The 25998-nt window shown below is 71.2% G+C and carries 26 protein-coding genes; 14 read left to right on the forward strand and 12 right to left on the reverse strand.

The window, feature by feature from the left end; translation table 11 throughout:
- Positions 1-36 precede the first annotated feature (36 nt).
- A complete protein-coding gene (locus tag E1267_RS28435) occupies positions 37-1104 on the reverse strand; it encodes an ArsR/SmtB family transcription factor (RefSeq protein WP_220449716.1) in 1068 nt (355 codons plus the stop codon).
- A 68-nt stretch (positions 1105-1172) separates the two neighbouring features.
- On the opposite strand from E1267_RS28435, the gene E1267_RS28440 reads away from it, so the two are divergent.
- Genes E1267_RS28440 through E1267_RS28455 form a run of 4 tightly spaced genes read left to right on the forward strand, consistent with a single transcriptional unit; the run spans position 1173 to position 4978 of the window.
- Positions 1173-2018 (forward strand): alpha/beta hydrolase family protein, encoded by an 846-nt coding sequence (locus E1267_RS28440; RefSeq protein ID WP_132336782.1) that lies wholly within the window; start codon positions 1173-1175, stop codon positions 2016-2018.
- A complete protein-coding gene (locus E1267_RS45830; RefSeq protein WP_132336784.1) occupies positions 2015-3004 on the forward strand; it encodes a Bug family tripartite tricarboxylate transporter substrate binding protein in 990 nt (329 codons plus the stop codon). The genes E1267_RS28440 and E1267_RS45830 overlap by 4 nt, the downstream gene beginning before the upstream one ends.
- On the forward strand, positions 3001-3462 hold the full coding sequence (locus E1267_RS28450; protein WP_220449717.1) for a tripartite tricarboxylate transporter TctB family protein: 462 nt from the start codon (positions 3001-3003) through the stop codon (positions 3460-3462). Before E1267_RS45830 ends, E1267_RS28450 begins: the two co-directional genes overlap by 4 nt.
- A gap of 1 nt (position 3463) precedes the next feature.
- On the forward strand, positions 3464-4978 hold the full coding sequence (locus E1267_RS28455) for a tripartite tricarboxylate transporter permease (protein WP_132336786.1): 1515 nt from the start codon (positions 3464-3466) through the stop codon (positions 4976-4978).
- Between the two features lie 31 nt (positions 4979-5009).
- On the opposite strand, the gene E1267_RS28460 is transcribed toward E1267_RS28455, so the two are convergent.
- The 3 genes from E1267_RS28460 to E1267_RS28470 form a co-directional block, all read right to left on the reverse strand.
- Entirely contained in the window at positions 5010-5801 is a 792-nt protein-coding gene (locus E1267_RS28460; RefSeq protein ID WP_132336788.1) for a class I SAM-dependent methyltransferase, read from the reverse strand.
- A gap of 84 nt (positions 5802-5885) precedes the next feature.
- Positions 5886-7634, reverse strand: coding sequence for a proline--tRNA ligase (locus E1267_RS28465; protein ID WP_181957853.1), 1749 nt, complete (start codon positions 7632-7634; stop codon positions 5886-5888).
- Positions 7635-7716: 82 nt separating this feature from the next.
- On the reverse strand, positions 7717-8385 hold the full coding sequence (locus tag E1267_RS28470) for a hypothetical protein (RefSeq protein ID WP_132336790.1): 669 nt from the start codon (positions 8383-8385) through the stop codon (positions 7717-7719).
- Between the two features lie 126 nt (positions 8386-8511).
- Here E1267_RS28470 and E1267_RS28475 point away from each other — a divergent pair, with 126 nt between their 5' ends.
- Positions 8512-9447: an acyl-CoA dehydrogenase family protein gene (locus tag E1267_RS28475; protein ID WP_132336792.1), complete on the forward strand. Its 936-nt coding sequence runs from the start codon at positions 8512-8514 to the stop codon at positions 9445-9447.
- Here E1267_RS28475 and E1267_RS28480 read toward each other — a convergent pair.
- Positions 9444-9986, reverse strand: a complete 543-nt coding sequence (locus tag E1267_RS28480) for a hypothetical protein (protein ID WP_132336794.1) — start codon at positions 9984-9986, stop codon at positions 9444-9446. The two genes, E1267_RS28475 and E1267_RS28480, sit on opposite strands and share 4 nt — an antisense overlap.
- Before the next feature lie 92 nt (positions 9987-10078).
- On the opposite strand from E1267_RS28480, the gene E1267_RS28485 reads away from it, so the two are divergent.
- From E1267_RS28485 to E1267_RS28505, 5 genes are all read left to right on the forward strand, one after another.
- On the forward strand, positions 10079-11146 hold the full coding sequence (locus E1267_RS28485; RefSeq protein ID WP_132336796.1) for an LLM class flavin-dependent oxidoreductase: 1068 nt from the start codon (positions 10079-10081) through the stop codon (positions 11144-11146).
- Positions 11143-12207 (forward strand): phenylacetate--CoA ligase family protein, encoded by a 1065-nt coding sequence (locus E1267_RS28490; protein ID WP_132336798.1) that lies wholly within the window; start codon positions 11143-11145, stop codon positions 12205-12207. Before E1267_RS28485 ends, E1267_RS28490 begins: the two co-directional genes overlap by 4 nt.
- 23 nt (positions 12208-12230) lie before the next feature.
- Positions 12231-13763 (forward strand): AMP-binding protein, encoded by a 1533-nt coding sequence (locus tag E1267_RS28495; RefSeq protein ID WP_165959844.1) that lies wholly within the window; start codon positions 12231-12233, stop codon positions 13761-13763.
- A 201-nt stretch (positions 13764-13964) separates the two neighbouring features.
- Positions 13965-15266: an FAD-dependent oxidoreductase gene (locus E1267_RS28500; RefSeq protein WP_246064320.1), complete on the forward strand. Its 1302-nt coding sequence runs from the start codon at positions 13965-13967 to the stop codon at positions 15264-15266.
- A complete protein-coding gene (locus E1267_RS28505) occupies positions 15250-16404 on the forward strand; it encodes a DUF6986 family protein (protein WP_132336800.1) in 1155 nt (384 codons plus the stop codon). The genes E1267_RS28500 and E1267_RS28505 overlap by 17 nt, the downstream gene beginning before the upstream one ends.
- Before the next feature lie 4 nt (positions 16405-16408).
- On the opposite strand, the gene E1267_RS28510 is transcribed toward E1267_RS28505, so the two are convergent.
- The 5 genes from E1267_RS28510 to E1267_RS28530 all read right to left on the reverse strand — a co-directional run bounded on the left by E1267_RS28510 (position 16409) and on the right by E1267_RS28530 (position 21403).
- Complete coding sequence (locus tag E1267_RS28510; protein ID WP_132336802.1) at positions 16409-17089, reverse strand: copper homeostasis protein CutC; 681 nt, start codon at positions 17087-17089, stop codon at positions 16409-16411.
- Between the two features lie 236 nt (positions 17090-17325).
- Entirely contained in the window at positions 17326-17928 is a 603-nt protein-coding gene (locus E1267_RS28515) for a GNAT family N-acetyltransferase (protein ID WP_132336804.1), read from the reverse strand.
- Between the two features lie 201 nt (positions 17929-18129).
- Positions 18130-18885 carry a GntR family transcriptional regulator gene (locus E1267_RS28520; RefSeq protein WP_246064321.1) on the reverse strand — a complete coding sequence of 252 codons (756 nt, stop codon included), beginning with the start codon at positions 18883-18885 and terminating at the stop codon, positions 18130-18132.
- A 953-nt stretch (positions 18886-19838) separates the two neighbouring features.
- Positions 19839-20234 (reverse strand): Zn-ribbon domain-containing OB-fold protein, encoded by a 396-nt coding sequence (locus E1267_RS28525; RefSeq protein ID WP_132336806.1) that lies wholly within the window; start codon positions 20232-20234, stop codon positions 19839-19841.
- The gene (locus E1267_RS28530) at positions 20234-21403 is read right to left on the reverse strand and encodes a thiolase C-terminal domain-containing protein (protein ID WP_246064322.1); all 1170 of its coding nucleotides are present in this window, start codon (positions 21401-21403) and stop codon (positions 20234-20236) included. The genes E1267_RS28525 and E1267_RS28530 overlap by 1 nt, the downstream gene beginning before the upstream one ends.
- Before the next feature lie 139 nt (positions 21404-21542).
- Between E1267_RS28530 and E1267_RS28535 the strand changes: the two genes are divergently transcribed.
- The 4 genes from E1267_RS28535 to E1267_RS28550 all read left to right on the forward strand — a co-directional run bounded on the left by E1267_RS28535 (position 21543) and on the right by E1267_RS28550 (position 24917).
- Positions 21543-22142, forward strand: coding sequence for a flavin reductase family protein (locus E1267_RS28535; RefSeq protein ID WP_165959845.1), 600 nt, complete (start codon positions 21543-21545; stop codon positions 22140-22142).
- The gene (locus tag E1267_RS28540; RefSeq protein ID WP_220449718.1) at positions 22129-23292 is read left to right on the forward strand and encodes an acyl-CoA dehydrogenase family protein; all 1164 of its coding nucleotides are present in this window, start codon (positions 22129-22131) and stop codon (positions 23290-23292) included. Before E1267_RS28535 ends, E1267_RS28540 begins: the two co-directional genes overlap by 14 nt.
- 11 nt (positions 23293-23303) lie before the next feature.
- On the forward strand, positions 23304-24077 hold the full coding sequence (locus E1267_RS28545; RefSeq protein ID WP_132336808.1) for an SDR family oxidoreductase: 774 nt from the start codon (positions 23304-23306) through the stop codon (positions 24075-24077).
- A 93-nt stretch (positions 24078-24170) separates the two neighbouring features.
- Entirely contained in the window at positions 24171-24917 is a 747-nt protein-coding gene (locus tag E1267_RS28550) for an SDR family oxidoreductase (RefSeq protein ID WP_132336810.1), read from the forward strand.
- Positions 24918-25050: 133 nt separating this feature from the next.
- On the opposite strand, the gene E1267_RS28555 is transcribed toward E1267_RS28550, so the two are convergent.
- Complete coding sequence (locus tag E1267_RS28555) at positions 25051-25308, reverse strand: hypothetical protein (RefSeq protein WP_132336812.1); 258 nt, start codon at positions 25306-25308, stop codon at positions 25051-25053.
- 52 nt (positions 25309-25360) lie between these two features.
- Positions 25361-25642: a hypothetical protein gene (locus E1267_RS28560; RefSeq protein WP_132336814.1), complete on the reverse strand. Its 282-nt coding sequence runs from the start codon at positions 25640-25642 to the stop codon at positions 25361-25363.
- Positions 25643-25998: the final 356 nt, after the last annotated feature.

The following is a 25998-nucleotide window of genomic DNA, read 5'->3' on the forward strand; positions in this document are numbered from 1 at the left end:
CCCCCTCCCCCGGCCGCGACGTCGTCGCCTTCGTCCTCACCGGTACAGGACGGAGAGTAGGTCGGGCCCGAGGCGCTCGACGGCGGCAGCGTCGAGCTGGTAGTAGACGACCGAGCCGCGCCGGTGGGTGTGCACGAGCTCGGCCTCCCTGAGCCTGCGCAGGTGCCTGGAGACCTGGGGAGCGGTCATGCCGAGCTGGGTGGCCAGCTCGGCGGTGGCGACCGGGTTGCGCAGGATCGCGTAGCACAGCCGCAGCCTGGTCGGGTCCTGCAGGGCGGCGAGCCGGCGCCGGGCGGTCTCCAGGGTCGGCGCGGGAGCGGCGCCGGCGCTGTACTGGATGACGACGGGATAGCCGGGAAAGTGCTTGATCACGAGGTGTGGCCGGCCGTGCACGGTCGGCACGATCAGACAGGGACGTCCGTCGTCCACGCGGGCGGTGGCGCTGTAGAGCTTGTCGAACACGATGCGCAGCGACCCTGACACCGTCCTGGTCGCGGTGGCGGTCGGGAGGTCGGCGAGTGCCAGGGGCCCGCGCCTGCGCAGGGCACGGGTACGCAGTGCCCCGTCGTGGTCGAGCGCCTGGCGCAGCGACGGCCATTCGGCGTCGAACGCGGCGGCGGCGAAGCGGCTGAGGAAGGCGATCAGCTCCTGGCGGAACCCCTCGGGGTCGGCGCGCAGCCGGGTGCCGATCTCCACCCGGCTGGAGGAGATCAGCCGCATGCGGTTCAGCTCCTCGTCGCCGAGCAGCGGCACCAGCTCGGTGTCGTTCTTGCCGATCAGGGCCTGCACGGTCATCGCGGTGAAGTCGCCGATGGGCAGCTCGGCCACCTCCCGCAGCTCGCCGGCCAGGGTGCGCTTGGGCGCGGCGGACAGCGGCAGCAGGTAGCGGGCGCGGAAGGCTCCCCAGAGCGGCGCCCAGGCGGCCGCCGCGGCGAGCAGCCCGTCTGACAGGTCACGGTGCGTCCTGGCCGCCCAGGCCGCGCTGGCGGGGTGGTGTCCCGGCTCGTCCAGCGCGTGCAGGCAGGCGCACAGCTCCGCCAGCGGCGAGCGCCGCACGACGATGGATGGGGTGGCGGATGGGTCGAGATACAGCGTGACGGCCACCCTGCACATTACCGCGTACGCGTCAATCTCCTTGCGGGTGACCCCCCGTTTACCCAGGCTGTCGCCTCATGACTGAGGCATTGCACGTCGTCAAGCATCCGACCGCCTTCTACTCGGCGGGCGCCACGACCGTCTTCGCGTCGAAGTTCGACCAGCGCTTCTCCTACTGTCTGTACGTGCCGTCCACGCACGACCCGGACGGCGCCCCCCTGCCGATGGTGGTGCTGCAGCACGGGACCGGGCGGCGCGGCCCTCAGTACCGCGACAACTTCGCCGGGTGGGCCGAGGAGCACGGCTGCATGGTGCTCGCCCCGCTCTTCCCCGCCGGCATCGAGGACCCGCACGACCTGCACGCCTTCAAGTTCATCCGGTACGGGGACATCCGCTTCGACCGCGTCCTGCTGGCCATGGTGGACGAGGTCGCCGAGCGCTTCAACGTGGAGGCCGGACGCTTCCTGCTGCACGGGTTCTCGGGCGGCGGCCAGTTCGTGCACCGGTTCGGCTACCTGCATCCCGACCGTTTGTCCGGATTGTCCATTGGTGCGCCGGGGCGGATAACGTACATCGACCACACCAGCCCGTGGTGGACCGGGATGAAGGGGTTCGAGGAGGAGTTCGGCTGCCCGCCCAGGGTGGAGGAGCTGCGCGACGTACCGGTGCAGATGGTCGTGGGCAGCGCCGACGTGGAGACCTGGGAAATCAACAACCACGGTGACAGCAACTGGATGGACGGCGCCGACGCCCACGGCATCACGCGCGTCGAGCGGCTCACGGCGCTGCGCGACAACTTCGAGGAGCACGGAATCCGCGTGCGGTTCGACGTCGTGCCCGGCGTCGGCCACCAGCCGATGCGGGTGCTGGAGCCGGTCAAGGACTTCTTCGCATCGATCCTCACCCCCCGGGAGTCATCATGAAGATCAAGCTGCTGGCCACCGTCGCGGCGGCCGTGACCCTCAGCGGCTGCGCCGTGGGCGGCGAGAGCGCCGACGCGGGAGCCGCCTATCCGAACAAGGCCCTGTCGATCATGGCGCCGGGCAGTCCCGGCGGGGGCTGGGACACGCGGGCGCGCGGCCTCGTCAACGCGCTCAGCGCATGCAAGGTGGCCGACGTGGACGCCACGGTGACCAACGTGCCCGGCGCGGGCGGCACGATCGGGCTGGCGCAGTTCGCCAAGCACAAGGGCGACCCCTACCAGCTCATGGTCATGGACAGCGTGACCATGCTGGGCGGCATCGTGAGCAACAAGTCCCCGGTGGACCTGTCCGAGCTCACCCCCGTCGCCGGGCTGAGCCGGGGACCGAGCGCCATCGTGGTGCCGGCGAAGTCGACGTACAAGGATCTGAAGTCGCTGATCGACGCGATGGAGGCCAAGCCCCGCAGCGTCAAGTGGACGGGCGGCTCGCTCGGCGGGCCCGGCCAGATGACCGTGGCGGGGCTGGCCAAGCAGCGTGGCGTCGCCGCCAAGGAGATCAACTTCGTGCCCACCGCGGGTGGCGGCGAGTCCATGAACCTGCTGCTCAGCGGTGCCGCCACGGCGGGCATCGACACGGTGGCCGAGCTGCGCTCCCAGATCGAGGCGGGCGAGCTGCGGGCGTTGTCCGTCGACTCCGAGCAGCGGGTCCCGGGCCTCGACGCTCCCACGATGAAGGAGCTCGGACTGGGCGAGGAGGCGGTTTCCACGCTGGCCGGCGTACTCGCGCCCGCCGGGCTGACCAAGGAGCAGCAGCAGGACGTGATCGCTCTGTTCGACAAGGTGCGCAAGACCTCCTGCTGGAAGAAGAACCTGGAGCGCAACAACTGGACCGAGGACTGGAAGCCGGGCGAGGAGTTCGGCAAGGTGCTGGACGAGCAGCGCACGCAGGTCACCGCCATCCTGGGCGAGCTGGGGCTCGGCAAGTGACGCAGCGGATCGTCTCCGCCGGCTTCCTGCTCGCCGCCGTGGTCGTGCTGGTCCAGGCCTACGCGATCCCGCAGGGCAACGGCTACCAGGCCGTGGGGCCGCGCGCGTTCCCGCTGCTGGTCGGCGGCGCGCTCGCGGTGGTCTCCGTGATCGGGCTCGTGCAGGCCTTCAGAGCGGGCGCAGGAGCCGGCGCACAGGACGCCGAGGCGGAGGAGACGCACTGGCCGTCGGTGCTGATGCTGGTGGCGGCGCTGGCGGGTTACGCCCTGGCCCTGGTCCCCGCCGGCTACTGGCAGGCCACGACCGTGTTCTTCGCGGTCGTGGCCAGGGTGCTGGGCAGCAGGAAGGTGCTGCGCGACGTGATCGTGGGGCTGGTGCTGGCGCTGGCCACGTACTTCCTGTTCGACCGGCTGCTCGGCATCACGCTGCCGCCCGGCCTGGTCAGATTGGCGATCTGAGATGGACGTGCTCGGCAACCTGCTCGACGGCTTCGGCCACGCGCTTAGCCTGCAGAACCTGCTCCTCGCCGTCCTCGGCGTCACCATCGGCACGCTGGTGGGAGTGCTGCCGGGTCTGGGGCCTGCCACGACCATCGCGCTGCTGCTGCCGCTGACGTTCGTGTTCGAGCCGGTGGGGGCGTTCGTGATGTTCGCCGGCATCTACTACGGCGGCATGTACGGCGGCTCGACCACCGCCATCCTGCTCAACATCCCCGGCGAGACCGCCTCCATCCCCACGACGATGGAGGGTTATCCCATGGCCAGGCGCGGCCGGGCGGGGGCGGCGCTGGCGACGGCGGCCATCGGGTCGTTCGTCGCGGGCACGATCTCCACGGTCGTCATCACCTTCCTGGCCCCCGGCATGTCGAACATCGCCAAGCTCATCCAGCCGGCCGAGTACTTCTCGATCATGGTGCTCGCGTTCGTGACGGTCACCTCGCTGATGGGCGACTCGATCGTGCGCGGGTTGTCGAGCCTGCTGCTCGGGCTGACGATCGGGATGGTCGGGATCGACCAGATGACCGGCCAGCCGCGCTTCGCGTTCGGGCTGCCCGAACTGTACGAAGGGTTGTCGGTGGTGGCGCTCGCGGTCGGGTTGTTCGCCGTGGCCGAAGCGGTCTCCACGGCCGCCTCCCGCCACCGGCCCCAGCAGGCTCCCGTCACGGTCGAGGGCCGGATCGGGATGACCCGCGACGACTGGCGCCGCTCGTGGAAGCCGTGGCTGCGCGGGACGGCCTTCGGGCTGCCCATCGGGTCGCTGCCCGCCGGAGGCGCCGAGTTGCCCACATTCCTCAGCTACAACGTGGAGAAGCGGCTGTCGCGGCACAAGGAGGAGTTCGGGCAGGGCGCCATCGAGGGGGTCGCGGGCCCCGAGGCGGCCAACAACGCGGCGTTCTCCGGGGTGCTGGTGCCACTGCTCACGCTGGGCATCCCGACCTCGGCCACGGCGAGCATGTTGCTGATCGCGTTCCAGATCTACGACGTGCAACCTGGGCCGCGGCTCTTCGACCAGCAGCCGGTGCTGGTGTGGACGCTGATCGCGAGCCTCTATCTCGGCAACGTGATGCTGCTCGTGCTGAACCTGCCCCTGATCCGGGTGTGGGTGAAGCTGCTCAGCGTGCCCACCGCGCTGCTGACGGCCGCCATCCTGACCTTCGCCACGCTGGGGGTCTACTCGATCTCGCAGAGCGTGTTCGAAGTGCTGATCGCGTACGGGTTCGGGCTGCTGGGGTGGGTGCTGCACCGTGCGCGGTATCCGGTGGCGCCGCTCATTCTGGGGGCGGTGCTGGGGCCGTTGATGGAGGTGCAGTTCAGGAGGGCGCTGGCGTTCAGCGAGGGTGACCCTTCGGTGTTCGTGACGCGGCCGGTGTCGCTGGCGATCCTGCTCGTGGCGGCGGCGTGCCTGATCGGGCCGGCGATCGTACGCGGGCGCGCCAGAGCCTCTGCGCCGCCACCGCCGGCCGAAACGCCGTGACCGTCGACCGCCGCTGCCTGACGGCCGGCCGTCAGCGGCGGCGGCAGATCATGAACTCCGTCGTGGGGCTCTCGCGCAGCACGCGCACCAGGCGTCGCTCCACGGGACAGAGCAGGGCTCCGGCCAGCCAGCCGGTCACCTCGGTCAGCGTCACCGCGCGCAGCAGCCCGCCCCACAGCTTGCGCCACAGGGCGTGTCCGTCGACCTGGGCGTTCATCAGCACCAGCATGGGGACGCGGTGGATCACGTCGAACCCGGCCTCGTCGAGGGCTCTGGTGATCCACGGCAGGGTGCGGTTGACCTGGTAGTCGGAGCGTTCCTCGGGCCTTTGCAGGAAGTTCTCCGACAGCACGAAGACGCCGCCGGGCCTGACCGCCTCGCCGATGGCGTGCAGGGCCGCCCGGTAGCGGCCGTCGTCGGTGATGTGGAAGAGCATGTCCATCGCCGAGACGGCGTCGAACGAGCCGGGCTCCAGCGCGTCTCCGGGCTCGGCGATGTCGAGCTGGAGGAAGGAGGATTTGGGGAAGCGGGAGCGCAGCCGTTCCACCGCCGCCTCGGTGAGGTCGCTGCCGGTGACGGACCCGGCGCCGAGCTCGCGCCACAGGCGGACGTAGAAGCCGGTGCCGGACCCGACGTCGAGCACCCGCGTCTTGGGCAGGTCCAGCCCGAGGGAGGTCACCTCACGGCGGAATCCCTCGGCACGCACCCGATACATCCAGATATTGAACGCCCGGCCGAGCGCCTTGTATCCGACACCGCTCTCTGTCCAGTCGGACTCCAGGCGTCGTTCCCAGAAGTCTTTCACGTCGGTATGTGGCTTCATCACACCGAGGTTTACAGCCTGTCGACGCGCCGTCAAACGTCGATGCCTCGCGCCCGCATGTACGTGAATTGCCGGTGGATGTGGTCAGGAGCCCGAGCAGGCGGCGACGACCCGGTCGACGGCCTCTGCCAGCGGGATCTCGTCCTTGTCCCCCGACACGCGGTCGCGCAGCTCCACCACGCCCTGCGACAGGCCGCGCCCGACCACCACGATCGTGGGCAGCCCCAGCAGCTCGGCGTCCTTGAACTTCACTCCCGGCGAGACCTGCGCCCTGTCGTCCACCAGCACCCGCAGGCCGCGCGACTCCAGCTCGGCGCCCAGTTTCAGCGCCGCCTCGACCTGGTTGTCCTTGCCGGTGCCGACGATGTGCACGTCGGCGGGCGCGACCTCGCGCGGCCAGGCCAGCCCGAGCGCGTCGTGCCGCTGCTCGGCGATGACCGCCACGGCGCGGGAGACGCCGATGCCGTAGGAGCCCATCGTGACGCGGACCGGCTTGCCGTCGGGGCCGAGCGCGTCGAGCCCGGCCACGTCGGCGTATTTGCGACCGAGCTGGAAGATGTGGCCGATCTCGATGCCGCGGTCGATGGACAGCTCGGAGCCGCAGCGGGGGCAGTCGTCGCCCGCGCGAACCTCGGCGGCCTCGATCGTGCCGTCGGGGACGAAGTCGCGCCCGGCGACCACGTTGGCGGCGTGCCTGCCCGGCTCGTTGGCACCCGTCACCCAGGAGCTTCCGGTGACGACGCGCGGGTCGACGAGGTAGCGGATGCCGAGCTCGCGCAGGACCTGCGGCCCGATGTAGCCGCGCACGAGGCCCGGGTGCCTGGCGAAGTCGGCGGCCTCGAAGATGGCGGGCTCGCCGGGCGCGAGGGCGGCCTCGAGGCGCTTGAAGTCGACCTCGCGGTCGCCGGGCACGCCGATGACCAGCGTCTCGGTCTTGTCGGAGCCGGGCGTGCTCACCTTGACGACGACGTTCTTCAGCGTGTCGGCGGCGGTGACGGACAGGCCGTGGTGCTCGTTGACGTACGACACCAGCGTCTCGATGGTCGGGGTGTCGGGGGTGTCCATGACGCGCGGCGCCGGCACGTCGTCGAAGGGACGGGCCGCGGGCGCCGGCGTGACGACGGCCTCGGCGTTGGCCGCGTAGCCGCAGGCGCGGCAGGCGACGAACGTGTCCTCGCCGGTGGGCGTGGGCGCCAGGAACTCTTCCGAGGCCGAGCCGCCCATCGCTCCCGACTGCGCGAAGACGATCTTGTAGGTGATGCCGAGACGGTCGAACGTGCGGATGTAGGTCTCGCGGTGCTGCTCGTAGGAGCGCTTGAGCCCGTCGTCGTCGAGATCGAAGGAGTAGGAGTCCTTCATGAGGAACTCGCGGCCGCGCAGGATGCCCGCCCTGGGCCGCGCCTCGTCACGGTATTTGATCTGGATCTGGTAGAGGGTGACCGGGAAGTCCTTGTAGGAGGAGTATTCGCCTTTGACGAGGTCGGCGAAGAGCTCCTCGTGCGTGGGGCCGAGCAGGTAGTCGGCCCCCTTGCGGTCCTGGAGGCGGAAGAGCGTGTCGCCGTATTCGGTCCAGCGGCCGGTCGCCTCGTAGTATTCGCGGGGGAGCAGGGCGGGGAAGAGCACCTCCTGGCCGCCCATGCGGTTCATCTCCTCGCGGACGATCCTGGCGATGTTGTCGAGCACCAGCTTGCCGAGGGGGAGCCAGGAGTAGATGCCGGGCGCCACGCGGCGGACGTAGCCGGCGCGGACGAGGAGCTTGTGGCTCGGCACTTCCGCGTCTGCCGGGTCGTCCCGCAGCGTGCGTAGAAACAACGACGACATGCGCAGCAACACGGCTACTCCTTGCTCGGACCCGGATGTGAAGGACTACAGGCTATCGACTCCGGGCGCCGCGCCGCGCCGCTTGCCCGGACGGTCAGACCGGCAGCGGGAGCACGCCCGCCGGCCCACCGGCGAGGCCGGCCGAGAACAGGCCGGACAGCATTGCCGCCAGCGCCAGCGCGCGCACCCGGCCCCACGCGTTCCTGCGCAGTCCGAGCACCAGCGCCACGGACAGCAGTCCGATCACCACCGCGGGATACGGCCAGAACGAGTGGTCGCTTTCGACGAGCCCGGGGACCGCCCTGCCCGCCACGTCCGCGATCAGAGCCGCGCCGAGCGCGGCCGCCGCGAGGTCGCCCCACACGTCGTTCCTGCGGGTGACGTAGGCGGCCAGGCCCAGGCAGACGAGCAGGGCGAGCGTCCGGTTGGCTCCGGCGGCGTCGCCCGCGACTCCCAGGACGTCGTCGCCGCGCAGCGCGCTCGCGCCCATGGCCGAGACCAGCGTGGACATGGCCGCGAGGAACGTCGTCACCAGCGCCCATCCGAATCCCGACGCGGTGGCCCCGACCGCCAGGGAGAGGGCGAGGTAGACGTACGGCTCGTAGAGCCGGCCCAGCCATCCGGGGCCGTCGCCGGCGACGAACATGCCCATGAAGCCGACGGCCAGACCGCCGAGGAAGGCGGCCAGCAGGTGGTGCTCGATGTCGCGCTGGCGACGGTCGTATTCGGCGTAGTCGCCGTAGTCGATCGTGGTGTGGTCCATCTCCATCCCTGGTCAGCCCTTTCCCGGCAGGGTCAAGGGATGACCGCGGACGAACGATGAATCTGTATAAAAAGGTAAAACCAGGTCATTGGCACAGGAAAGCAATCGCTTGGTTAAGATGCGTCCGTGGGACTACCCGATGAGCTGCGCGACGCCGTGCGCGCCTATCTCGCCGGCCGGCCAGGTGCGTCGTGGCAGCAGTGCGCGCGCGACCTGGGCATCGCCGGGCTGCTCGTTCCCGAGGAGCACGGCGGGGCGGGCTGCGGCCCCGCCGAGATGGCGGCGGTGGCCGGGGAGTTGGGCCGGGCCCTGTCCCCCTACCCGTTCCTGCAGTCGGCGGTGATGGCCGTCACCGCCGCCCGGGCCGCGGGGGCCACGCAGCTGCTGGAGTCGCTGGCCGGCGGCTCGGCGACCGCGACCGTGGCGCTGCCGGGCGACGGCGACCTGCGGCTGGACGGCGACCTGCTCACGGGCGAGGTCCCGTACGCGCTCGCGGGCGAGATCGTGCTCGTCCACGTCGCCGGGCTGCTGGTGGAGGCCGCGCCGACGCGGCGTGAGCCGTACGCGACGATGGACGAGAGCCGCCCCCTGCAGCGGCTCCTCTTCGACCAGACCCCGGTGCGGCGGCTGGGGGACGGCCGGTCGTGGACTCGCGTACGCGATCTCGGCGTCGCGGCCCTGGCCGCCGAGCAGGCGGGCGGGGCGCGGCGGTGCCTCGAGATGGCCGTCGAGCACGCCAAGGCGAGGCGGCAGTTCGGGCGGCCGATCGGGTCGTTCCAGGCGATCAAGCACAAGCTGGCCGACCTGCTGCTGCTGGTGGAGTCGGCCACGTCGGCGGCGCAGGGCGCGGCCCGCGACGAGGTGTCCGCGGCGATCGCCGGATCGTACTGCACGGAGGCCTATCTGGCGGCGGCCGGCGAGAACATCCAGGTCCACGGCGGGATCGGGATCACCTGGGAGCATCCCGCGCACCGCTATCTCAAGCGCGCCACCTCGGACGCGCAGCTCTTCGGGCCTCCGCAGGCCCACCGCGCCCGCCTGGCGGCCCACGTGTTCGGCTAACCGCCGAGCAACTCCTCCCACGGGTGGCGGGTGTTGGTGCGGCGGGTGGTGTCGAGGGCCTCGGACAACCGCCAGAAGCCGGCGCGCGCCCGCAGGGCGGCCCGGCCCATCGGGTCGATCGCGCGCAGTTCGAAGCGTACGCCCATCACGTCGAGCACGGCCGAGCCCGCGCTGCCCTGGCCTTTCTCGGTCACGAGAGGGCCGTCGGAGGCGCGGACGTGACCGGAGAGCAGCGCGGCCACCTCGGAGGCGTACGGGCCGTCGCGCCACTCGATGTGCCAGCCGTGGTCGGCCCCGCGCCACCAGGTCAGGTCGCGGCACGACTCGATGAAGTCGGCCTCGGTCGCGAGCGCGGCCATCACCCGCCCGAACGCCTCGTACCCCCGAGCGCTCGTGGGCGAGAGGTCGTCGTGCTCGTCGCGGTCGCCGGCCCGCTGGTCGACGGTGCCGTCGACAGTGCCGTCGACAGTGCTGTCGACGGTGCCGGAGTGCGCGCCGTCCCTGGGCCGCCGCGGTGCGCGCTTTCGCTTCACGGGCATCACTCTGATCGCCGCCGCGCCCTTCCCGCAAGTCTTTGCCGCTGATACGCTCTACCAAGCGAGCGCTTGGTCACCAACCTGCCGGAGGCGCGATGACGTCCCTACGGATCAGCCTGGGATACGAACTGGAGGTCCGCGGCCGCACCCGTGAGGTCGAGCAGCTGGCGTTCCGGAACGTGGTCGAGCAGGCCGTGCTGGGCGACCGGCTGGGGTACGACACCGTCTGGTTCGTGGAGCACCACTTCACCCGGGGCTTCTCCCACTCCTCCGCTCCCGACCTGGTCCTGGCCGCCATCTCCCAGCGCACCGAGCGCATCCGCCTGGGGCTCGGCGTGGTGCTGCTGCCGTTCCAGTCCCCGATCCGCACGGCCGAACGCGTCGCCACGCTGGACGTGCTCAGCGGCGGGCGGGTGGAGTTCGGCACGGGGCGCGGCGCCTCGCCGCTGGAGTACCAGGCGTTCCGGCGGCCGTTCGAGCAGTCGCGGCGCATCTGGGAGGACTCGCTGGAGGCGACGCTGGCGATCTGGCGGGCCGACGGCGCCCCCGTCAGCCGCTCGAACGCGTTCTTCGAGATCCCCGACGTGGCCGTCTATCCCCGCCCCGCGCAGGAGCCGCACCCGCCGGTGTGGGTGGCGTCCACGTCGCTGGAGGGCTATCTGGCGGCGGCGCGCAACGGGTACAACCTGCTGGGCATGACGATGCTGAAGGGCATCGACGACGTGGCCGCCGACATCACGAAATATCGGGAGTGCCTGGCCGAGAACGGCTTCGACCCGGCCACCCGGCGCGTCGCCCTCATGATCCCCTGGTACGTCGCCCCCACCCGCGACGAGGCGACCGCCACGGCCGCCGACGCCGTGTTGTGGTACATCCGCCGCCAGGTCAACCTCGTCACCCCGCCCGACTACTACGACGCCCGCCACGCCACGCACCGCGTGCTGGGCCAGCTGGCGGCCGGGCTGCCGCCGGAGGAGGCGATGGCCACCCTGCGCGAGAACCTCATGGTGGTGGTGGACGACGTGGCGGGCTCCCGCAAGGCCCTGGCCAGGATCGCCGAGGCCGGCGCCACCGACCTCATCATCCAGGCGCAGGTCGGCGGCCTGGCGCACGACCGGGTGTGCGACGCGATGACGCTGTTCATGTCCGAGGTGGCGCGGTGACCCCGCGCTGGCTGACCCGTGACGACCTCGGGGCCGCCGGGCACTCCGCCACCGGCCTGCTCCTCGTCTCCCCCGACGTGTCGAGCGTCCTGCCGATGGGGCCTGGCGACCGCGCGGCGGCGGCCGGGCTGACCGGGGCGGCGCTGCGCGCGGCCGGCGTGGGCGAGCGCGACCGGGTCGTGGTGGCCCTGGCCGAGCCCGCGGGCGTGCTGTGGACCGCGGCCGCGGCCGACGTGGCACTGGCCGCCGCCTGCGCGGGGCCGCGCGGCCGGATGCGGCTGCACCACGCGCTGTCCGCGCTGCGGGCCACCACGCTGGTCATCACCCCGACGGGGGCGATGGACCTCCTGGCCCGCCTGCACCTGGAGTTCCTGCTCGACCCGCTGGATCTCGGTCTGCGGACCATCGCGCTGACCGGCGAGATCGCCTCGAAGCGCACGATCGGCCACCTGGCGGGCGAGTTCGGGGCACGGGTCACGGAGGTGCTGGCGAGCCCGTTCGGCGGCACGCCCCTGGCCTGGCGCGCGGCCGAGGACGACCCGCTCACGCCGCTCGCCGACGGCCTGCTCGCCCCTGCCCCCCTGGCCAAGGACGACCTTTCCGCGCCGCCGGGCCCGCTGGCCGAGCTGGTCGTCACCCCGGGCGGCCACTCGACGCTCGGCGACGCCGTGCTGAGGACCGGGCTGGTGGCGAGGACCGGCGGCCCCGGCCTGCCCGCGCCCACCCACACCGCCGGCGAGCACGTGCTGGTGAGAGGCGTGTGGCTGGCGCTGCCCCGCGTCGAGAAGGCGCTGGCCAAGATCGACGGCGTGGCGGGCTGGGAGCTGACGGTCAGCCGCCCGGGAACGCTCGACGCGGCGGCGCTGACGGTGACGTTCACCCGCGAGAGCCTGGTGGGCAATCCCATGTGGCGTTCGCGGATCGAGCAGGCGCTCCGGGCGCTGACCCCCGTCTCCATCGGTGTGGAGATCGCCGGCGACGTCTCGCGGACGCCCTTGCCCGCGACGGTGACCGACCTGCGCGGCCACCACCTCGGCAGGGACCGGGCGCTCATCACCTGACAGCCGACGGGAGGAGCGGACCTATGGCACCGATGCCGGACTGGGGGACGCTCCCCCGCATGCTGCGCGACCAGGCCGAGCACCACCCGGACGCCACCGTGATCGCCGAGGGCGGCGCCGGCGTGACGTTGCCGGGGCTGCGGGCCGCGGCGTCCGGGATCGCCCGCGGCCTGATCGCCCTCGGCGTCGGCCCGGGTGACCGGGTGGCGCTGTGGGGAGTGAACTCGGCGTACTGGGTGGCGCACGCCTTCGGCATCTGGGACGCGGGCGCGGTCATCGTGCCGCTCCCGTCCCGCTGCAAGGGCATCGAGGCGGCCCAGCTCGTCGAGAGGACCGGGGCGAAGGTACTGATCACCGGCGCCGGCCCGGCGGACACCCCGCTCGCCGGCCTGCTGCCGCCGCTGCCTGGGCTGCGGATCGTGGGCCCGGAGGCGGCCGGGTTACGGTCGCTCGGCACCAAGGTGTCCGGCCGGGAGGCCGAGGAGCGGGCGCTCGCCGTACGCCCCGGCGACCTGTGCGAGATCATGTCCACGTCGGGCACCACCGGCGTGCCGAAGGGCGTCATGCTCGACCACGCCCAGATCCTGCGCGGCTACTGGGACTGGTCCGAGATCGTCACCCTGGACGAGCACGACCGCTACCCGTTGATCGCCCCGTTCAGCCATGGGTTCGGGCTCAACGCCGGGCTCATCGCGTGCGTGCTGCGCCGGGCCACGATGGTGCCGGTCCCGGTCTTCGCCCCCGACGCCCTCATGTCGCTGATCTCCTCCGAGCGGGCGAGCGTGCTCGCCGGCCCGCCCACCCTGTTCCACCGGCTGCTGGACGAGCTGGACCGGGGCTCGTGGGACGTCTCGTCGCTGCGCGTCGCCATCTGCGGGGCCGCCGCCGTGCCGTCCGCCCTGATCACCAGGCTGGTCGAGCGGGTCGGGTTGGAGCGGATGATCAACGCGTACGGGCTGATGGAGGGCACGGTCGTCTCCATGACCAGGGCCGAGGACCCCATCGACGTGATCGCGAACACCACCGGCAAGCCCGTGCCCGGCATCGAGGTCAAGATCATCGACGATGACGGCAAGGAGGTCGCACCCGGCGAGCGCGGCGAGATCCTGCAGCGCGGCTACGGCGTCATGCGCGGTTACTGGGACGAGCCCGCGAGGACGGCCGAAGCCATCGACGCCGGCGGCTGGCTGCGCACCGGCGACGTCGGCGTGCTCGACGAGGCGGGCAACCTCGCCATCGTGGACCGCAGGAAGGAGCTCTACATCGTCAACGGGTTCAACGTCTCCCCCGCCGAGGTCGAGGCGCTGCTGCTGCGCGAGGGCTCGCTGGCGCAGGCCGCGGTCATCGGCGTGCCCGACCCGGTCGCGGGCGAGGCGGGCCTCGCGTACGTCGTCCCGAGGCCGGGCGCGACGGCCGACCCCGAGGCCCTGCTCGCCTGGGCGAGGGCCAACATGTCCGGCTACAAGGTGCCCAGGCGGGTCGTCGTGGTCGACGCCCTGCCCGCCAACGCCAACGGGAAGATCGACAAGCGGGCCCTGCGCGACCGGCTGCCATGAGCCGCGGGGGTCCCCCTGGAAGGGACATGCGGGTTACGGTGGGCTCGGCGCCTGAAAACCCGGACGAGTGGGGCGGGCCGAACGGCGTGCGTCGTTCACCGGCCGCGTTCGTCCGCACCGGCGATCGGGGATACATCTATCACACCGGCCCGTTGTACCAAAGGGACACATGTCCGGTGCGACCGGGTCTTAGGAGGCAGCGTGGCGTTGCGCGTGGCGGTCATCGGATCGGGCCCCGCCGGGATCTACACGGCCGAGGCCCTGGTCAAGCAGTCGGCCGAGCCCGTCCATGTCGACGTGCTCGAACGACTGCCGACCCCGTACGGGCTGGTCAGGTATGGCGTCGCGCCCGACCACACGTCGATCAAGTCGATCGCCAACTATCTGCGCAGGGTGCTGGAGCTGCCCGAGGTGCGTTTCCTCGGCGGCGTCACGCTGGGCGAGCACCTGTCCGCCGGCGACCTGCTCGGCGTCTACGACGCGGTGGTCTACTGCACGGGCGCGATGGTCGACAGGAAGCTCGGCATCCCCGGCGAGGACCTGCCGGGTAGCGTGGCGGCGACCGACTTCGTCAACTGGTACTGCGGCCATCCCGACGTCGACCCCGGCAGGTTCACGCTCGACACCTCCGAGGTCGCGGTGATCGGCGTCGGCAACGTGGCCGTCGACGTCGTACGCGTGCTGGCCAAGACGTCCGACGAGCTGCGTTCGACCGACGTGCCCCACGACGTGCTGGAGCGCCTCCAGGACAGCCAGGTCAAGGCCATCCACATGATCGGCCGCCGCGGCCCCGAGCACGCCAAGTTCACCCTGAAGGAGCTGCGCGAGCTGGGCGAGCTGGCCAACGCCGACGTCTGCGTCCGCCCCGAGGAGGCGGTCGTGCTGGGCGGCGACTTCCCGCGCCAGGTCCAGGGCAACATCAAGGTCCTGCAGTCGTGGGCCGAGCGCGAGCCGGTGGGCCGGCCGCGCCGCCTCGACGTGCGTTTCTGGCTGCGGCCCGTGGAGATCCTCGGCACCGAGCGGGTCGAGGGCATCACGCTCGAACGCACCCGTCTGTCCGATGAGGGCCGCGTGGTCGGCACCGGCGAGTACGAGACGCTGCCCGTCGGCATGGTGCTGCGTTCCGTGGGCTACCAGAGCGTGCCGCTGCCCGGGGTGCCGTTCTCCGAGGCCACCATGACCGTTCCTCACGAGGCCGGCCGGGTGCGCGAGCGCGAATACGTGGCGGGCTGGCTCAAACGCGGGCCCACCGGGGTGATCGGCACCAACAAGTCCGACGCGGCGGAGACCGTTCGCACGCTGCTCGCCGATCTCGCGGGAGGCGGGCGGGACGACCTCGGCTCCGTCGACGCGCTGCTGGCCGGGCGCGGGGTGCGGCCGGTGACGTACGACGAGTGGCTGGCCATCGAGGCGGCCGAGGCCGAGCTGGCCAGGTCGCTCGGCAGGGGCGAACGCGTCAAGCTCGTGGGCCTGGAGGCCATGCTCCGTGCGTGCCGACCTTAGGGGCTTCGAGGAGGCGTACGCGCTCCAGCAGGCCCGCTTTCCGGCCGCCGAGCCGGGCTGGCAGCCGGTCCACACCGTCTACGTCCCGGCCGACCGGTTCACCGCCGGCACGGTTGCCGCGTGGGGCGATCAGGCGTCGTCCCTGGTCAGAGCCCACCTGGCCGGCCCCGGCGAGCTGGCGGAGGTGTTCGGGCTGCCCGGCGGGCCGGCATCGGGCGTGCACGAGCGGGTGGTGCGCAAGCTCGCGTCCGAGCCCGTCGAGGATCTGCGCGTGGATTTCGAGGACGGCTACGGCGTACGGCCGGACCCGGTGGAGGACGGGCACGTGGAGCAGGCGGCCGAGGCGGTGGCCGCGCTGCACGCCGCCGGAGCGCTGCCGCGACGGTGGGGGCTGCGGGTTAAGTCGTTCGCCGACGGCGACCCCGATCGGTCGGTGCGCACGCTCGACGGGTTCGTCAAGGGGGTGGTCGCGCGGGCCGGGGAACTGCCCGGCGGGTTCGTGGTGACCTTTCCCAAGGTGCTGATGGAGGCGTACCTCGGGCAGTTCGCCGCGGTGCTGGCGCGGCTGGAGGCCGGGCTCGGGACCCGGCTGGGGGCGCCGCTGCGGTTCGAGATGCAGGTGGAGGCGCCGCAGACGCTGCACTTCCTGCGCGGCGACCTGCCACAGGCGCTGGACGGCCGGCTGGCGGCGGCGCACTTCGGGGTCTTCGACTACACCGCGGCCCTCGGATTGCCGCCGCACGAGCAGCGCCTCGACCATCCGGCCTGCGATCACGCCAGGCACGTGATGCAGACCGCGTTCGCCGGCACAGGGGTGGAGCTGTCCGACGGCTCGCTCGCCGCGTCGCCGGTCTCGGACCGCGAGGAGGACGTGCACACGTTGTGGCGCCGGCACGCCGAGCTCGTCAGGCACTCGCTGCGGCACGGCTACTACCAGGGCTGGGACATGCACCCGTCGCACCTGGTGAGCAGGTTCGCCACCGTCTACGCCTACCACCTGGCCCGCTACGACTCCTACCGGGAGCGGGTCAGCGCGTGGGAGCAACGGCGGGAGGCGGGTGGAGGCGTCATGGACGAGCCCGCCACCATCCGCACGCTGGCCGCCGCCCTCCGCCGCGCCGACCTGGCGCTGCCGTGAGCGCTCAGTCGCGTTCGACCAGGGTGCGCCACTGGCGCACCAGGCGCCACTCGACGGGGTCGGACCAGCTCGCGCGTACGGCCGATCCCACGTGGAAGGCGCGGATGCCGTAGTCGAGCAGGGGCGGCACGTACGCCGGCCGCAGGCCGCCACCGGCCAGGACGATCGAGCCGTCGCCCGCCTCGGCCCGTGCCTTCAGCACCGGCAGCCCGTTCCCCACGCCCGTGGGGGAGCCCGAGGTGAGCACGGTGGCCAGGTTGGGCAGTAAGCGCACGGCCCGCCACGACGCCTGCACGTCGGCGGCGTGGTCGACGGCGCGGTGGAACGTCCAGGGCAGCGGGGAGACGGCGTGGATGAGCGCCTCTGTGGCCGCGAGGTCGACGGCGCCGACCCCGTCCAGGAAGCCGAACACGAACCCCGCCGCCCCGGCCTGCGCCAGCGCCTTGGCGTCGCGGGCCAGCCGGTCGAGCGTGTCGGCGTCGGCGGTGAAGCGGGCGTCGCAGCGGAGCATCACCATCTGGGGGAGCGGACATTCCGCGGCGATCGCGGCCACGGTCTCCGGGGAGGGGGTCAGCCCGTCGGCCGCCATGTCGGCGACGACCTCGAGCCGGTCGGCTCCGCCCTGTTCGGCGGCCACGGCGTCGCGCACGTTGAGCGCGATCACCTCGAGCAGGGATCCGGTCATGCAGGGAAGATTATATGGTGCTCTGCCCCCTTCTGCCGCGTAGCCCCAAAGGTGGTACGCGACCGCCCCGTACGCCCTCTCCGCCCGCCTGAGAGCCCGCGTACGGGGTCGCGTACCGGTGAAGTGCCCACGAGATGCGGGCGGGCGGCTTCCGCCCGTCCACGGGACGCACGCGCGCGCCGGCGCCGGGGAACGGCGGGCCCGGCCCTCCATCGCGGAGGGCCGGGCCAGGAGCGTCAGGCGCTGATCAGCTCCGCCATCGTCAGGTCACGGAACGCCGTGGCGGGAAGATCCAGCGACGGGCGCTGGAAAAGGGCCCCGGAAGAGCGGTGCGGCAGGTCCACCGTACGGACGTGCCGGAACCCCCGGGTGCGGTAGTAGCGCTGCAACCGCGGGTTGCCCTTCGCACAGTCGAGCCGCAACCAGGGTAGGCCCGCGGCGTGGGCCGCGGCGCCGGCCCAGTCGAGCAGGGCGTCGCCGAGACCGCTGCCCGACCACGGGCGGGCGACGGCGAGCTTGTGGATGTAAAGTGCCGCGCCCGGATCGTCGGCGGTTGTCCAGAATTCCGGGTCTGCATGGTCGTCGAGGGCTATGGTGGCAACCGGCGGTGCCGCCTCGTCGGGGTCGAGATATCTGAGCTCGTCGTCGAGCAGGAACAGCACCCGCTCCTCGATGAGCGGCTCGATCCGCTCGGGACCGAAACCCCCGCGGGGCCACTGCCTGAGACCCCGCGCATGCAGCCACTCGGCGGTGTCGGCCAGGAGGGTGAGTATGCCGGGAAGGTCCGCGGGTTCCGCCCGCCGGAGCGCGAGCGGATGAAGAAGCGTGTTCGTGTGCATAATACAACTCCCGTTGCGTTGGGTACCCGCGCTGACACAAAGCGTGATGACACGATGGTGCGCGGGTGGCCGAAATGGGCCTTAACCCGATATATATGGATAAATGGCGATTTGGGGGAGTATGCACGACTCCCCCAGGCCAGCGAGGCGGCTAATTCTCGCTGCGCCCGGCCGGCGGGATCACCCCTTCAAACGAGCTCTTCAGCGGCGATCGAGCTCGTATCTGATCAGATGTTTGTCGGCGGGCAGCACCGACACCGCGACACGCACGGGCATATCGGCCGCGTCAAAACCAACACGGACATAGACCATGACCGGCGTGCCAAGTTCAAGCTGAAGGCGCTCGGCTTCCTCCTGGTTAGGCATGCGCGCCCAGATGTCGTCGACGACGCGTACCTGCCCATGACCCAGCTCCTCCAGCACCCGGTTCGCCCCTCGCGCGATGTCTCCGGGCCTGGCGATCTCGGAGTCGGCGACAAGGTCACGCGGAAAGTAGGAGTCGTTGGTGTTGTACGGCTGGCCGTCCACGAACCGCAGACGACGTCTCACCACCGCCAGCTCCCCGTCTGCCAACTCAAGCCTGCTGGCGATCTCCTCGACCGGAGACACCGTCAGGACCTCGATGTACTGGCTCGGGGCTCGGCCTTCCTGCGCCACGGCATAGGCGAAGGCCTCCCGAAGTTCCCCACTGGGTTGCGGCTCCAGCTCCCGCTGCGGATAGATCAGCAGCGGTCTGCGGTCTCGGACCACCGTCCCGCGCCGCGGCGTGCGCGTGACCAGCCCTTCGTTGACGAGTTCGCCGAGGGCCAGCCTGACGGTGTTCCTGCTCACCCCATGGTCTTCCATGAGCTGCGCCTCGGTCGGCAGCTGCGCCCCGGGGCCGAGGACACCCGAGTAGATGGCTCGTCTCAACTCCGAAGCCACCTGCTGATACAGCACCGACCTTGCCACTTTCACCCCTTTTGTTCCAACAATTTAGACGATCTGGTTCTAGCAGGCCACAACCCCTTGACCAACCCCCCTCCTCCGGCCCATCATCCATTCGTTGGTACAAATCCATCTATAGGCCGGTGAGGAGGTGAAGGCCAGTGTTGCCGGACCGCACGGATATGCCATACCCGCGCTGGCATGCCTCTCGCGATGCAACACGTTTACTGCGTTACGCGTTGTGTCGCGAGGGGTTCACCCACACCTACCAGAGCGATGGCACCTCCGTGCAATCGGTGTTGACTGAGCTGACCGTGTGGTGCGAAGACGGAACCTTTGTCTGGAATGAGGAGGGTGGCGCCCCCGTCACGCACCCCAACGATGACCCGGTTGGTACAGCTCGACGCATCGCCGCACGTTGCCGGCAACGAGAGCCCTCGCGCTCCCCATCGACTCCGTGTGTGAGCTAACGGTCTAGGACTCCATCCCTCGCCGGAGTCCTGGCGCCGTCGCACACGGGGCAGGAAGCGCGTCCTGGCGGGTCCCCCACGCCCGCCAGGACGCGTTTTCCTCCGAGGGACCGACCAGTTGCCCGGGAATTCGACCGGTTACAGCCTCTTCTCCCGTTGCGAGGCTCGCTCCGGTCAGGCGGCGCCCGGGCCAGGCCGGGCGGACACAGCCGGCGGCAGGCAGGCGCAGGGTCAGGTTCAGGGGCCAGTCCAGGGTCACGTTCAGGGTCAGGCCCACGGGCAGGCAGGATCGTGGTTCGCGACCTCACGGTCGCGCCCGTCACCACGCCAGAACCTCTCACGCCAGCCACCACCGAGCCGTCCGCGTTGACGCCTACATCATCATCATCAACCCTCGGTGCCCGCCTTGTGAGGCGATTGGGATCGGCGGGACTGGTGGGGTTTTCCGGTACCAATCGAATTTGCGACGCAAGATCAACAAGCGCGAGACCTTGCGCCGCGGCCGACGATCGTCTAGGGCCCTGGCCGCCAGTCGACCAGGGTCAGGTCCGCGTCGACCCGGGTGTAGGAAGCCGTGACCCGTTCGCCATGCTCCGGCGGCCGCAGGCCGCGCCAGTTCCCGTACACGAAGCAGCCCGGAACCTCCGCCAGCCTGACCATCACCACCACGTACGGCGCCCGCAGGCCGGGCACGAAGGGCTGGTGGTTGACGATCCAGCTCTCCACCACGCCTTCGGGCGCCACCTCCCGCCAGTGGGCCCCCTCCGTACGGCACCGCGCGCAGAACGCCCGCGCCGGGAAGCGGGCCGTGCCGCAGGCGTCGCACACCTGCACCGCGAACTCTCCCCTGCCGATCCGCTCCCACCACTCCCGGGAGTCCCTGTCGCGTTCAGGACGGTATCCCGCCATCACGCCCTCCTCAGGATCAGGGCCGAGGTGGCCGGGAGGATGTAGCCGGGCTGGGCCGTGGACAGCGCCACCTCCGCGCCGGGCACCTGGCGTTCGCCCGCGTCGCCCCTCAGCTGGGAGACCGCCTCGGCGATGTGGTTCATGCCGTGCACGTAGCCCTCGGACAGGAAACCGCCGTGCGTGTTGACAGGAAGCGGGCCGCCGGCCGCGGTGGCGCCCGAGGCCACGTACGGCCCGCCCTCGCCCTTGGCGCAGAAGCCGTAGTCCTCCAACTGGACGATCACCGAGTAGGTGAAGCAGTCGTACAGCTCGGCCACGTCGACGTCGCCGGGCCCGATGCCGGCCTGCGCGTACAGGCGGGGAGCGAGGGCGGCGGCCGCGGTCACGGTGGGGTCGGCGCCGGCGCCGGACAAATGCGTGGTGCCGCCGCCCCACGCCGCGGCCGAGATCAGCACCGGAGGGCGGCGCAGCGCGCGGGCACGTTCGGCGGTGGTGACGACGACGGCGCAGGCGCCGTCCGTCTCCAGGCAGCAGTCCAGGAGCCGGAACGGCTCGGCGATCCATCTGCCGGCCAGGTAGTCGTCGAGGGTGATGGGGGTGCGCATCAGGGCGCGGGGGTTCTTGGCGGCGTTCGCGCGCTGAGTGACCGCCAGCAGGCCGAAGTGCTCGGCCTTTGTCCCATATTTCAGCATGTGGGCGCGGGCATACATGGCGTACTGCTGCGGCGGCGCGACGTAGCCGTACGGCGCCTGGTACTGCACCTCGGGGCTCACCGGCACGCCCCGGCCGGTGCCTCCCATGCGGAACTCGGAGCGTGCGTTGATGGCCCGGTAGCAGACGACCGTCTCGGCCATGCCGGTCGCGACCGCCAGCGCCGCCTGGCCGACGACCGCGTGCGAGACGCTGCCCCCGCCGAACTGGTCCAGGTGCCAGGAGAGGTCCATCAGGCCGAGCGCGGGGCCGACCAGGGTCGGCGCGGCCGAGTCGCCCACGCGGTGCGTCGCCAGGCCGTCCACCTCGTCCACGGACAGTCCCGCGTCATCCAGGGCGGCCAGCACGGCACGGCAGGCCAGCGTCAGCGTGCTGACGCCCGAGTTCTTGGCGAAGGGGGTGTAGCCGACCCCGGCGATCGCGGTCTGATCAGAGAAAGCAAGCAAGCGCTTGGGCACATCGCCACGTTAGACAGGACATTTCACCCATGTCAACGCACCCCCCAGAGCCCGGCTTGACACCGTTCCCGGGTTCACCCTACCGTCCAAGCAAGCGCTTGGTAAGATTAGGTGCTCCAGGTGGACGAGGAGGCGGACCATGAGCACACACGCTGCCCGGCTCATCGCGCCGGACGGCTGTCGCGGCCTTCCGACGCCCCATCAGCGCAGGATCTGCAACGGAGCCGCCATGCCGCCCGGCCCCTCACAAGGCCACCTCGACACCCTCCGCTTCCGGCAGGTGCTCGGCAGGTTCGCGACCGGCGTGGTGGCGATCACGGCGGTCGAACCGGTCAGCGGAGAGCCCTGCGGCCTGGCGGCCAACTCCTTCACCTCTGTCTCGCTCGACCCGCCCCTCGTGGCGTTCTGCGTCGCACACACCAGCACGAGCTGGCCCAAGGTGCGCGGCGCCAAGGTCGTCACGGTCAACGTGCTGGCCGAGCACCAGCGGTCCGTGTGCGCCCAGCTGGCGGCCAGGGGCGGGGACAAGTTCGCCGGCCTGGAATGGACCGGCTCCCCCGGCGGCAATCCCGTTCTCGACGGCTCACTGGCCTGGATCGACTGCTCCGTCGAGGCCGAGCACCCGGCGGGCGACCACATGATCGTGGTGGCGCGTGTGCTCCAGCTCGACACGCACGCCGACGGCGGCCCGCTGGTGTTCTTCCGCGGCGGCTACGGCGGCTTCGTTGAGCCTGCCTGACCCGCCCCTGCCTGACCCACCCGCGCCCGGCGGCCTGCGCCGGCAGGCCCGCGCCTGGCTGGAGGAGGCGCTGAGCGGCGAGTTCGCCCACGTGCGCGGGCTGGGCGGCCCTGGGCGCGAGCACGAAGGATACGAGGAGCGGCTGGCGTGGGAGCGCCATCTCGGCAGGGCCGGCTGGACATGCCTCGGCTGGCCCCGCCGGTACGGCGGCCGCGCCGCCTCGCTGGAGGACCAGGTGGCCTTCCACGAGGAGTACGCCCGAGCGCGGGCCCCCGCCAGGGTCGGCCACATCGGCGAAGGACTGATCGGCCCGACCATCCTCGAATTCGGCACCGACGAACAGAAGGAGCGTTTCCTTCCCCCGATCCAGCGCGGCGAGGAGCTCTGGTGCCAGGGCTACTCCGAGCCCGAGGCCGGCTCCGACCTGGCGAACGTCCAGACGAGGGCCCGCCTGGAGGGCGACACGTGGGTGATCACCGGCCAGAAGGTCTGGACATCGCTCGCCCACGTGGCCCAATGGTGCTTCGTCCTGTGCCGTACGGAGGAGGGCTCGCAGCGCCACCGCGGCCTGTCGTACCTGCTCGTCCCCATGGACCAGCCCGGAGTCCTCGTCCGGCCGATCGTCCAGCTCACCGGGACGTCCGAGTTCAACGAGGTCTTCTTCGACGGCGCGCGCACGGCGGCGGGCAACGTTCTCGGGGCGCCCGGCGACGGCTGGCGGGTCGCGATGGCCACCCTCGGGCACGAGCGCGGCGCGTCCACGCTCGGGCAGCAGATCGGCTTCCGCCGCGAGCTGGCCCAGGTGATCGCGACGGCCCGGTGGACCGGTGCCGCGGACGATCCCGTGCTGCGCGACCGGCTCGTCAGGGCGTGGCTGGAGCTGGAGATCATGCGCCTCAACGCGCTCAGGACGGTGCGGCCCGACCCCGGGCCCGAAGTGTCGATCGCCAAGCTCTACTGGTCGGAGTGGCACCGCCGGCTGGGCGAGCTGGCGCAGGCCGTACAGGGAAAAGCCGGACTGGCGGCCGACGGCGGGCTCAACGACCTGCAGCGCCTCTACCTGTTCAGCCGCGCCGACACGATCTACGCGGGATCCAGCGAGATCCAGCGGAACATCATCGCCGAGCGCGCCCTGGGACTCCCCCGCTGATTGGACCGCCCATGCCCCAGCCCTACCCCAAGCCGCACGGCCTGCTCGACGGCAAGGTGACCCTGGTCACGGCGGCCGCGGGAGCGGGCATCGGCTACGCGACGGCCAGGCGCTGCGCCGAGGAGGGAGCGACGATCGTCGTCTCGGACCGGCACGAGCGCCGCCTGGCCGCCGCCGCCGAGTCCCTGGCCGAGCTCACCGGCGTCAAGCCGCTGGCGGTCCCGTGCGACGTGACGTCGGAGGCGCAGGTGCTGGCGCTGTTCGACGCGGCGGTCACGGCGCACGGCAGGCTGGACGTGGTGGTCAACAACGCCGGGCTCGGCGGTACGGCCCCGCTCACGGAGATGACGGACGAGCAGTGGCACACGGTCGTCGACGTCACCCTGACCGGCACCATGCGCTGCACCAGGGCCGCGCTCAGGCAGATGACCGCGCAGGGCTGCGGCGTCATCGTCAACAACGCCTCGGTGCTCGGCTGGCGGGCCCAGCCCGGACAGGCGCACTACGCCGCGGCCAAGGCCGGCGTGATGGCACTGACCCGCTGCGTCGCGCTGGAGGCCGCCGAGCACGGGGTACGGGTGAACGCGGTGGCGCCGTCGCTGGCGGTGCACCCGCACCTGGCGAAGGTGACCGGCGATGACCTGCTGGCGGAGCTGGCGGCCAAGGAGGCCTTCGGCCGCTCGGCGGAGCCGTGGGAGGTGGCCAACGTGATCGTCTTCCTCGCCAGCGACTACTCCTCGTACATGACGGGTGAGGTGGTCGCGGTCTCCTCCCAGCACCCGTGACAGGCGCGAGTGCCCGCGGCCCTGACGGTCAGGGAGAGATCAGGGTAGGCGGCCGCTAGCTACCGACCGTTCGGTATGGCATGCTTCCGGGACATGACTCTGTTCTCGGTGGAAGGCAAGACAGTCGTCGTCACGGGCGGATCGCGCGGCATCGGACGCATGATCGCCGCCGGATTCGTGGAGGCGGGGGCGTCCGTCTACATCTCCGCTCGCAAGACGGCCGAGGTCGAGAAGACGGCGGCCGAACTGGGCTGCGTCGCGGTGCCGGCCGACCTGTCCACACCCGAAGGGCTGGAGTCACTGGTCTCGGCGGTGGACGGACCGCTGCACGTGCTGGTCAACAACGCGGGCGCCACCTGGGGAGCGCCGCTGGAGGAATATCCGGAGCACGCCTTCGACAAGCTCTGGAACATCAACGTCAAAGGGGTCTTCTACCTGACCCAGCGGTTCCTGCCCGGGCTCAGGGAGGCGGCGAGCGCGGACGACCCGGCGCGTGTGATCAACGTGGGCTCGATCGACGGGATCAAGGTGCCGGCGCTGCCGAGCTATGCCTATTCGTCGACGAAGTCAGCCGTGCACATGCTCACCCGGCACCTGGCCAGGCATCTGGCGAAGGAGCACATCACGGTCAACGCCATCGCACCCGGGCCGTTCGACTCCAAGATGATGGCCTTCGCTCTGGACGACCCCGCGACCCGCGAAAGCATCGCCTCCAGCGTGCCCCTCGGCCGGATCGGACGCCCCGAGGACATGGCCGGCGCGGCCATCTATCTGTCGTCGCGCGCGGGTGCGTACCTGACCGGGACGGTCATTCCGGTGGACGGCGGGATCTCCAGCTGAAAGAACCGGGCCAGGCCGGTCCCGTCACTGGGAAGGGTGCGGGGACGGCGGCGAGCACCTTCCCGGCGGGTCCGGCCTGGCCCGGGGCTCGTGGCGCGCGCGTTCTGGCGGATCGCGGCGCCGTGTCGCGGGACTAGTCGAGCACGTCGTCGATGTCCACGTCGCCACCGTGCGTCGCGGTCACGGCGACGCCGTTGACGTTGTTGACCCCGGTCGCGCCGCGGCCGACGACGTTGCTGTTGACCACGTTGCCGAAGTTGTTGCCCGACTGGATGGCGTTACGGTTGCGGCTGGCGTTGCCGGCGTTGGTGTCGGCGAACGCGGGGGCCGACATGAGGGCCATCCCGGTCGCGGCGGCGACGACGATGCCGGACACGCAGAGCTTCTTCATGTGAGTCCTTTCACTGTTGGGTGTCTGTTCGGGTTGGTCGGACGGCAGCCGGTCAGTCGAAGATGTAGATCACCGTGATGCCGCCGTTGGTGGCGGTCGGGGCTATGCCGTTGACGTTGTTGACGTTCGTCGAGTCGTCCTGGCCGCGGTTGGCGGCGAAGACGTCGGCGAAGTTGTTGCCGGTCTGGGTGGAGTCGCTGTTGCGACTCCAGTTGGCCGCCCATGAGCGCCCATCCCAGGGACCGGCCGCGTCTTCAGCGTGAGCGGGGACGGCGAACATCAGCCCGCCGGCGACCGCCGACACCACGGCCGCGGCGCACACCCTTTTGATCACTTCTGCTCCTTCACCGGTTTGGCTGTCGCCGGGGCGGCGGCACGCCGTGGGCCCGAAGGCGCATCACCAGCCCCGTTGACCTTTGTTGACCTCAGCGGATCAAGGCCAGTGCGAGCATATAACTGTACGTTGCTGAAAAGTAGCTCTGTGTTATCAGAATTTTGTTCGGCCATGACCTGGTCGCGAGCGGGCCCGATGACCCGATCCCCCCGCTACCGCGGCCGAGCGTTCCGTCTTGGAGGTGGTGGCCTCGCCTGTCCGGGTTCGGAGGGGGTTGCCCGGGGCCGCGACGGCGGATGCGACTGGCCGGCGCCGGACTCAGGGCTCGGCGTCGGACTCAGGGGTCTGCTCAGGGC

The organism is Nonomuraea longispora (assembly GCF_004348345.1).
Taxonomy (GTDB): domain Bacteria; phylum Actinomycetota; class Actinomycetes; order Streptosporangiales; family Streptosporangiaceae; genus Nonomuraea; species Nonomuraea longispora.